Origin of the sequence: Actinoallomurus acaciae, from assembly GCF_042429965.1 — a bacterium.
Lineage (GTDB): Bacteria > Actinomycetota > Actinomycetes > Streptosporangiales > Streptosporangiaceae > Actinoallomurus > Actinoallomurus acaciae.
Map to the genome: position 1 here is coordinate 1 of NZ_JBHLZP010000361.1, position 8,515 is coordinate 8,515.

Here is an 8,515-nt window from a genome sequence, read left to right on the forward strand (position 1 = left end):
CGCGCCCGCTCCCAGCCCGCGTGCAGAGCGTCGGCGTGGGCGACCAGGGCGCGGCCGGCGGGCGTGAGACGGACGCGGCGTCCGTCGGGCTCCAGCAGCGCGACGCCGGTCTCGCGCGCGAGCTGGCGCAACTGGTGGGAGACGGCGGACGGCGTGAGGTGGAGGACGTCGGCGGCCGCCGTGACCGTTCCGTGGCGGTGCACGAGGCGCAGTACCTGGAGACGACGCAGGTCGACCGACTCGATCATGCGATTTCCTCACATGGTCATTGGTGAAAAGATGAGCTGGACCTCAACTGTAGGGGCGGCCGACACTGGCGGCATGAACCGGTGCCATCGATGCGGCAGCCCGCAGGAACCCCCGTACACCGTCGTCTCGCGGCATTTCACGTCGGAGGGTGTGCTGGTCTACACCCGCTGTGCCTGCGGCGCGGTGCGGCCACGGCTGCTGCGCTACGACGGTCTTCGCTGAGACGCCGCCGATGTCCGGGGCCGCGCGCCGACCGTCATGCCCCAGGCCTGTCGAACGGATAGTGTGGTAGGTCGATCCCCGAAGCTCCTAGGACTGGCCAGACACGTGTTCGAGACGCTTTCCGACCGGCTGACTACGGTCTTCTCCTCACTGCGCAGCAAGGGCAAGCTGTCCGAGTCGGACATCAACGCCACGGCGCGCGAGATTCGCATCGCGCTGCTCGAGGCCGACGTGGCGCTGCCCGTCGTCAAGGATTTCATCGCGCAGATCAAAGAGCGGGCCGCCGGCGCGGAGGTGTCCCAGGCGCTGAACCCCGCCCAGCAGGTCGTCAAGATCGTCAACGACGAGCTGATCAACATCCTCGGCGGCGAGACGCGGCGGGTGCGGTACGCCAAGACGCCTCCGACCGTGATCATGCTGGCGGGCCTGCAGGGCTCGGGTAAGACGACGCTGGCGGGCAAGCTGTCACGCTGGCTGAAGAACGAGGGCCACGCGCCGCTGCTCGTCGCCGCCGACCTCCAGCGACCCAACGCCGTGCAGCAGCTCCAGGTGCTCGGCGAGCGTGCCGGCACGCCGGTGTACGCGCCCGAGCCGGGCAACGGCGTCGGTGACCCGGTCGAGGTGGCCCGGCGTTCGATCGAGCACGCGCGGCACGCGCAGCACGACGTGGTCATCATCGACACGGCCGGCCGGCTGGGCATCGACGAGGAGATGATGCGCCAGGCCGCCGACATCCGTGACGCGGTGAAGCCCGACGAGATCCTCTTCGTCGTCGACGCGATGATCGGCCAGGACGCGGTCACGACGGCGCAGGCGTTCGTCGACGGTGTCGGCTTCGACGGCGTCGTGCTCACCAAGCTCGACGGCGACGCGCGCGGTGGCGCCGCGCTGTCGGTGCGCCACATCACCGGTCAGCCGATCATGTTCGCCTCGACCGGTGAGAAGCTCGAGGACTTCGACGTCTTCCACCCCGACCGGATGGCCGGGCGGATCCTCGACATGGGTGACATCCTCACCCTGATCGAGCAGGCCGAAAAGGCGTTCGACGCCGAGCAGGCCGAGAAGATGACCTCGAAGTTCGCCTCGGGTGAGGACTTCAGCCTCGAGGACTTCCTCGAGCAGATGCAGATGATCCGCAAGCTCGGGCCGATCAAGAACCTGCTCGGAATGATGCCCGGAATGGGGCAGATGCGGGAGCAGATCGACGACATCGACGACCGCGATCTCGACCGGGTGGGCGGCATCATCAACTCGATGACGCCCGACGAACGGCGCAACCCGAAGATCATCAACGGCTCGCGGCGTGCGCGCATCGCGAAGGGCTCCGGCGTCTCCGTGACCGAGGTCAACAACCTGGTCACCCGCTTCTTCGACGCGCAGAAGATGATGCGTCAGATGGCCGGCGGGATGGGCATCCCCGGCATGCCGGGCACTCGCCGCAAGGCGGTCAAGGCCAACAACAAGAAGAACAAGAAGGGCCGCCAGCGCAGCGGTGACCCGCGCAAGCGCGCCCAGGAGGGGGCCGGCAAGGGCGGCGCCAAGCAGGACGCCCTGCCGAAGGGACTGCCGCCCGGCCTGGGCGGCGGCCTGCCGGGACAGCTGCCTCCGGGTTTCCAGATGCCGGATCTGTCCAAGCTGCAGGACCCGAAGAACAAGAAATAACCGAATTCCGCCGATGGTGCGGTGATCGTCTGTTTTGTCGTACGGCCGACGGTGAAAGTCGGCGCGGGAGGCCGGCCGAGGCGGTTGGTCGGGAGAAACAGGACCCTGATCGATTGCGACTTCACCGCGATCGTCTGGCAGAATGACAGGCTGGAACCGCGGTCAGTCAGGGACCCTCTCTCAACCCGGGCGAGCCGTGTCCTTCCGAGCGGCAGCGCAGGTCCCCACCCGGCGCCCGTCCGCTCATCCATTTCGAATCTGGAGAACACCACACCCGTGGCAGTCAAGATCAAGCTCAAGCGTCTGGGGAAGATCCGGGCACCGTACTACCGGATCGTCGTTGCCGACTCCCGCACCAAGCGCGATGGCCGCGCCATCGAGGAGATCGGCAAGTACCACCCGAAGGAGGAGCCCTCGCTCATCGAGGTCGACTCCGAGCGGGTGCAGTACTGGCTGGGCGTCGGCGCCCAGCCCACCGAGCCCGTCCTCGCGATCCTCAAGGTCACCGGCGACTGGCAGAAGTTCAAGGGCGAGCCGGGTGCCGAGGGCACGCTGAAGGTCGCCGAGCCGAAGCCGGACAAGGCCGAGGTCTTCGCCGCCGCTCTCAAGGCGACGGCGAACGAGCCCGAGGGCAAGGCGACCCAGCCGAAGTCCAAGAAGGCCGCGCCGAAGAAGGCCAAGAAGGACGAGGCGAAGGCGGAGGAGCAGCCGGCCGAGGACGCCGCCGAAGCCAAGAGCGAGGCGTAGCGTGCTCGAAGAGGCGCTCGAACACCTGGTGCGCGGCATTGTCGAGCATCCAGACGAGGTTCGGGTGCGGGCGCGCCGGCTTCGCAACGGCAGGGTCCTCGAAGTACGCGTGCACCCCGACGACCTCGGTAAGGTCATCGGGCGCAACGGCCGTACCGCCAAGGCCCTGCGCACCGTCATGGGCGCCATCGCCGGAGGGCGATACGTCCGCGTCGACCTGCTCGACCTCAACGAGGCGCGCTGACGGTGTCCTCCGGATCCCCGGCCCGCGCCGCGGCGCCCGGGTCGCCGATGCCTCGGCCCCACGAAGGATCCACGCCCGTCCGATCCCCGGCCGCCACCGTGCCGCCGGGGATCTCGGCGTCGTTCCGACGCGTACGGGACGGGGCCTGATGCAGCTCGTCGTCGGCCGTATCGGCCGCCCGCACGGCGTCCGCGGCGAGGTCAGCGTCGACGTGCGCACCGACGACCCGGCCGCGCGGTTCGCCCCCGGATCCTCACTCGCCACCGAGGACGCGGGCACGCTGACGGTGGAGACGGTCCGCGCGCACTCGGGCCGCCTGCTGGTGCGGTTCGCCGGGATCGACGACCGCACGGCCGCCGAGGCGCTCCGCGGCCTGCTGCTGCTCGTCGACTCCGCCGAGATCCCGCCGAGCGACGATCCGGAGGAGTTCCACGATCACGAGCTGATCGGGCTGGCCGCCGTGGACCCGGACGGCACCGAGCTCGGTGAGATCGTGGACGTCGAACACCACGGTCAGGACCTGCTGGTCCTGCGCCGCCCGAGCGGCGACGAGGCGCTGGTGCCGTTCGTCGGCGCGATCGTCCCGACCATCGACCTCCCCGCCGGCCGCGTCGTCCTCGACCCGCCGCCCGGTCTGCTCGAGTAGAGACCCCCATGCGACTCGACATCATCACGATCTTCCCGGACTACTTCGCGCCGCTCGGCGTCTCGCTGCTGGGCAAGGCCCGGCAGCGCGGCGACGTCGACGTCCACGTACACGACCTGCGCGGCTGGGCCCACGACCGGCACCGTACGGTGGACGACACCCCGTACGGCGGCGGCCCCGGCATGGTGATGAAACCCGAGCCGTGGGGCGACGCCCTCGACGCGATCGCCCCGGCCGGGTCGGCGCCGCGGCTGGTCGTACCCACGCCCGGCGGGCGCCCGTTCACCCAGGAGACGGCCGTCGCGTACGCGGGGGAGCCGTGGCTGGTGTTCGCGTGCGGACGCTATGAGGGCATCGACGCCCGGGTGATCGAGGACGCGCGGTCGCGGATGCCGGTCGATGAGGTGAGCATCGGCGACTACGTCCTCGCGGGAGGAGAGTCGGCCGTGCTCGTCATCGTCGAGGCGGTGACGCGGCTTCTGCCCGGCGTGCTGGGCAACGCCGACTCGGTGAGCGACGACTCGTTCGCACCGGGCCGGATGGCGGCGCTGCTCGAGGGCCCGGTGTACACCAAGCCTCCGACCTGGCGCGGACGCGACGTCCCCCCGGTGCTCATGTCGGGCAACCACGGCGCGATCGCCCGGTGGCGGCGCGACCAGGCCCTGCGCCGTACGGCCGCGACGAGACCCGAATTGATCGCTCGCAACACCCTGGACGACGTCGATCGGCGTACCCTGGCGGAGGCCGGTTTTCCGATCGACGGCGAACATATGGCACACTGAGATGTCGGCCCGGCCTCAGGCTGGGCGCGCCCAGACTTCCCAGAAGATCCCATCGCGTTGCGGCGCCCTGTGCCGTGCGCGTGTCCAACACGAGGAACCTCAGTCATGCACACCCTGATCCAGGAGATCGAGAACGCCGCGAAGCGGTCGGACGTACCGGACTTTCGCCCGGGTGACACGCTCAAGGTCCACGTGCGCGTGACCGAGGGAAGCCGCAGCCGTATCCAGGTCTTCCAGGGCGTGGTGATACGGCGCCAGGGCGGCGGCGCTCGCGAGACCTTCACCGTCCGCAAGGTGAGCTACAGCGTGGGCGTGGAGCGCACGTTCCCGCTCAACAGCCCGTCGATCGACAAGATCGAGGTCGTCACCCGCGGTGACGTCCGCCGCGCCAAGCTCTACTACCTCCGCGACCTTCGCGGCAAGGCCGCGCGCATCAAGGAGAAGCGCGAGAACTGAGCGCGCCTCCGGCGAAGCCCTCCTCCCGAACCGATCCGCCGGAAACGGCCCGCGTTCGGGAGGTTCGGCGTTTTGGTGCCTGGAACGGCTCTTTGGGGTGCGCGGCCGGCCGCGTTGTTCGTTCCGGTCGGACGGCGTTGGTCCGGCGTGGCGTACGGCTCCAAGAGGCCCGCCTCGAGTGGTGTCCCGGCCGGGTGGCGTGTCCGTTCCGCTGGTGGCCTGGTTGCCACTTCCGGCCATCGATATCGCGGCCCGGAAATCGGGAGGCATGCCGCAAGGCCGTCTTCTTTCGGGCGCCATCGTCGGACGGAAGGTCAAGTCTCGGCAAGGTCAAGTTGAGTCGGCGGGGCCTTACGGGTACAACGGGCACTGCGAATCGTCCGGGACGGCGCAATGGCGTTCCAGGGCGAAGTTCTCTATTCGGATGACTCCGGCGTCCTTGCCGGAGACGACACGCGGCCGATAACCTCCCGTGCGGCCTTAGGGCATTAGGCTTCCCAATGATGAGCGACGACGAGCAGGGCCTGCGCGAGCCCGCGCCCACTTCCGGTGAAACGCGCCACGACATATCCGGGGACTCTCGGGACGGCGTGAACGGCGAAGGGCGCCGGCCGAACGGCCCGCCCGGCGACGCGGCCCTGGTCGGGGACGAGACCGACTCCGAGCGCCCCGGCGACGATGGGTCGGGACAGAAGGGGCGCAAGAAGAAGAAACAGGGGTCGTTCTGGAAAGAACTGCCCATCCTGGTCGGTGTGGCGCTCGCGCTCGCCTTGGTCATCAAGGCCTTCGCGGTGCAGGCGTTCTACATCCCGTCCCAGTCGATGGAGAACACCCTCAAGGTCGGCGACCGCGTCCTGGTCAACAAGATCGTCTACCACACGCGCGACATCAAGCGCGGTGACGTCGTCGTCTTCAACGGACTCGACTCCTGGGACCCGGAGGTCCAGTACCCGCAGCCGAAGAACCCGGTGTCGAAGGTGCTGCACGCGGTCGGCAGCGCGTTCGGGGTCGTGCCGGGGGAGAAGGACTACATCAAGCGCGTCATCGGCGTTCCGGGCGACCACGTGGCATGCTGCAACGCCCAGGGGCGCGTGACCGTCAACGGACACCCGCTCGCCGAGTCGTCCTACATCTACACCGACCCGCAGACGGGCGAGCAGAACCGGCCCTCGGACAGCAAGTTCAAGGTCACCGTGCCGGCGGGCCACCTGTGGGTGATGGGCGACCACCGCGAGGTGTCGTACGACTCGCGCGGCCACATCGGCGACCCGGGCGGCGGCACGATCCCGGAGAGCCGCGTGATCGGCCGAGCCTTCGTCATCGTCTGGCCGCTGTCCCGCATCAAGACGCTGTCGATCCCGTCGACCTTCGACGCTCCGGGGCTGGCGAACGGCGTCCTGCCGGAGACGCCGCTGGCTCTGGGCCTGATCGGCGCCGTGCCGATCACACTCCTACGCCGCCGCATCCGCGCCCGCCGCTCCCGCTGACCGACCCGGCCGGCACCGCCGGCACGGGCGTGGCCGGCCGGGGCGTGGCCGGCCGGGGCATGGTCGGCTCGATCGGGGCCGCTCGACGTGCCCGAGCGCGGCGACGCTGGTACTGAGCGTCGAGCGTCCTGCTGAGACGTCGTCGGGCAAGGCGTTCGGCCGTAGCCGTTCCTCCGGGTGGGTGTGGGCGCCGTTGGGGCGCGCATGCCACGTCTTTTGCATGGCCGACGTCCGGCCTGCCTCGGATCCGGATTTCCTTGCCGAGCCGCCGGCGGCAGCCGCGACTTGGCCGATCCTGGTCTCTTTCCACGGCGGAGGGGCGTTTTATGCCCTTATGTGGCAGAAAACAGTGTTCGGTGGCTGTGGTGTCAATGCTGCCGTTCGATCGAGATATGACCGAGGCTCTGGCGACGGATCACTTTCCCCTGCGCGGCGCCTGAAAAGGATATGACAGGTCTTTCGGGTGTCCGGGGCGGGACGATCAGCCCTTCTCACCTGGGCCATCTCGGCTCCGGGGGCCCTGTCCTGCCGGCGTTCGAGCGCGGGCGCGGCCGTTGGCGACGTACCCTGCGTCATGTGCACATCGATGTCCGGGCTCACCGCCCCCGTGGTCTCACTCCTCGGCGTGACGCCGGGCTGTACGCCTACGAGCGGGTACTCGAACGCGCCGGGCTGGGCCCGGTCGCAGGGGTCGATGAGGCAGGGCGGGGAGCGTGTGCGGGACCGCTCGTGGTCGCCGCGGTCGTGCTGGCGCCGCCACGCCGAGGACGTCTCGAAGGACTGGCGGACTCGAAACTGCTCACCGCCGCCCGCCGCGAACGCCTCTACGCGGAGATCACCGAGACGGCACCCGCCTGGTGCGCGCTGGTGATCCCTCGTGAGGAGATCGACCAGATCGGACTGCACCGGTGCAACATCGCCGGCATGCGCAGGGCGCTGGCGGGCCTGACCATGGTGCCGGGCTACGTCCTCACCGACGGCTTCCGGGTACCCGGCCTGGTGACGCCCGGCCTCCCGATGCCCAAGGGCGACCGCGTGGCCGCATGCGTCGCCGCCGCCTCGATCGTGGCGAAGGTGACACGAGACCGGATCATGACCGATCTGCACGAGCGGTATCCGGAGTACGGTTTCGCCGTGCACAAGGGATATGTGACACGAGCGCACACGGCAGCGCTTAGAGAGCATGGTCCGTGTCCCGAACATCGGCGTTCTTTCATCAACGTGGCACGCGCGGCGAACGGGGAGATCGAGGAGACTTGCGTGGTCACGGGCTCCGCGGAGGAAGAGGATGCCCCGGTCAACGGGGAAGCCGACTGGGACGCATCAGAGTACGAAGACACCGCCGGCCGGGCGGATGTCGCCTGAGCCGGTGGTACGGGGAGGGGAACGGCCATGAGCGCAGAGGATCTCGAGAAATACGAGACCGAGATGGAGCTCCAGCTCTATCGCGAGTACCGCGACGTCGTCGGCCTGTTCGCGTACGTCGTGGAGACCGAGCGCCGGTTCTACCTGACCAACACGGTCGACCTGCAGGTGCGCAGCACGGACAACGGAGAGGTCTTCTTCGAGGTCACGATGCAGGACGCCTGGGTCTGGGACATGTACCGCCCGGCCCGCTTCGTGAAGAGCGTCCGCGTGGTGACCTTCAAGGACGTCAACGTCGAAGAACTCGCCAAGAGCGACCTGGAACTCCCCGAAAGCTGACACTCGCCTACCAACGTCATTAAGCCGACGGCCCCGGCCGGGGTTGAGGAGCATCGGTACGGCCGCCGACACCGAGAACGATCTTTCTGGCCGTACAGCCGCGTCCTTCCCACGGTTCGATGAGTTCTACGAGGGCGTCGTCGTACAGGCCTCGGCGTGGGCCGTTAAGCCCCTTCCTGCTCCAAGCCCCCTACCGACGCCCCCTTCCTGTCCGAGGGCCTCCTGCTCCGAGCCCCTCTGGCTCCGGGCCCTTCCTGCTCCGGGCCCTTCCTGCTCCGGGCCCTTCCTGCTCCGGGCCCTTCCTGCTCCGGGCCCT

11 protein-coding genes are annotated in these 8,515 nt (G+C 69.0%); 10 read left to right on the forward strand and 1 reads right to left on the reverse strand.

Annotation, left to right across the window (positions count from 1 at the left end):
- Positions 1-248, reverse strand: a 248-nt coding sequence (locus tag ACFFNX_RS34370; RefSeq protein WP_378210083.1) for a LysR family transcriptional regulator, incomplete at its 3' end; no start/stop codon positions are given.
- 73 nt (positions 249-321) lie between these two features.
- Between ACFFNX_RS34370 and ACFFNX_RS34375 the strand changes: the two genes are divergently transcribed.
- From ACFFNX_RS34375 to ACFFNX_RS34420, 10 genes are all read left to right on the forward strand, one after another.
- Positions 322-471, forward strand: coding sequence for a hypothetical protein (locus ACFFNX_RS34375; RefSeq protein WP_378210084.1), 150 nt, complete (start codon positions 322-324; stop codon positions 469-471).
- Between the two features lie 105 nt (positions 472-576).
- A complete protein-coding gene (gene ffh, locus ACFFNX_RS34380) occupies positions 577-2,133 on the forward strand; it encodes a signal recognition particle protein (protein ID WP_378210085.1) in 1,557 nt (518 codons plus the stop codon).
- A 276-nt stretch (positions 2,134-2,409) separates the two neighbouring features.
- Positions 2,410-2,880, forward strand: coding sequence for a 30S ribosomal protein S16 (rpsP, locus tag ACFFNX_RS34385; protein ID WP_378210086.1), 471 nt, complete (start codon positions 2,410-2,412; stop codon positions 2,878-2,880).
- A gap of 1 nt (position 2,881) precedes the next feature.
- Positions 2,882-3,124, forward strand: coding sequence for an RNA-binding protein (locus tag ACFFNX_RS34390; protein WP_378210087.1), 243 nt, complete (start codon positions 2,882-2,884; stop codon positions 3,122-3,124).
- Positions 3,125-3,272: 148 nt separating this feature from the next.
- On the forward strand, positions 3,273-3,770 hold the full coding sequence (gene rimM, locus ACFFNX_RS34395; protein WP_378210088.1) for a ribosome maturation factor RimM: 498 nt from the start codon (positions 3,273-3,275) through the stop codon (positions 3,768-3,770).
- A gap of 8 nt (positions 3,771-3,778) precedes the next feature.
- Complete coding sequence (trmD, locus tag ACFFNX_RS34400; RefSeq protein ID WP_378210089.1) at positions 3,779-4,552, forward strand: tRNA (guanosine(37)-N1)-methyltransferase TrmD; 774 nt, start codon at positions 3,779-3,781, stop codon at positions 4,550-4,552.
- Between the two features lie 105 nt (positions 4,553-4,657).
- Positions 4,658-5,008, forward strand: a complete 351-nt coding sequence (gene rplS, locus ACFFNX_RS34405; protein ID WP_329256509.1) for a 50S ribosomal protein L19 — start codon at positions 4,658-4,660, stop codon at positions 5,006-5,008.
- Between the two features lie 503 nt (positions 5,009-5,511).
- Positions 5,512-6,495: a signal peptidase I gene (gene lepB / locus ACFFNX_RS34410; RefSeq protein ID WP_378210090.1), complete on the forward strand. Its 984-nt coding sequence runs from the start codon at positions 5,512-5,514 to the stop codon at positions 6,493-6,495.
- 576 nt (positions 6,496-7,071) lie between these two features.
- A complete protein-coding gene (locus ACFFNX_RS34415) occupies positions 7,072-7,860 on the forward strand; it encodes a ribonuclease HII (RefSeq protein ID WP_378210091.1) in 789 nt (262 codons plus the stop codon).
- Between the two features lie 27 nt (positions 7,861-7,887).
- Complete coding sequence (locus ACFFNX_RS34420; RefSeq protein WP_329256515.1) at positions 7,888-8,199, forward strand: DUF2469 domain-containing protein; 312 nt, start codon at positions 7,888-7,890, stop codon at positions 8,197-8,199.
- Positions 8,200-8,515 lie beyond the last annotated feature (316 nt).

Coding starts and splice junctions, on each gene's coding strand:
- ACFFNX_RS34375 (WP_378210084.1), top strand. CDS start 322: ATGAACCGGTGCCATCGATGCGGCAGCCCGCAGGAACCCCCGTACACC.
- rimM (WP_378210088.1), top strand. CDS start 3,273: ATGCAGCTCGTCGTCGGCCGTATCGGCCGCCCGCACGGCGTCCGCGGC.
- trmD (WP_378210089.1), top strand. CDS start 3,779: ATGCGACTCGACATCATCACGATCTTCCCGGACTACTTCGCGCCGCTC.
- rplS (WP_329256509.1), top strand. CDS start 4,658: ATGCACACCCTGATCCAGGAGATCGAGAACGCCGCGAAGCGGTCGGAC.
- lepB (WP_378210090.1), top strand. CDS start 5,512: ATGAGCGACGACGAGCAGGGCCTGCGCGAGCCCGCGCCCACTTCCGGT.
- ACFFNX_RS34420 (WP_329256515.1), top strand. CDS start 7,888: ATGAGCGCAGAGGATCTCGAGAAATACGAGACCGAGATGGAGCTCCAG.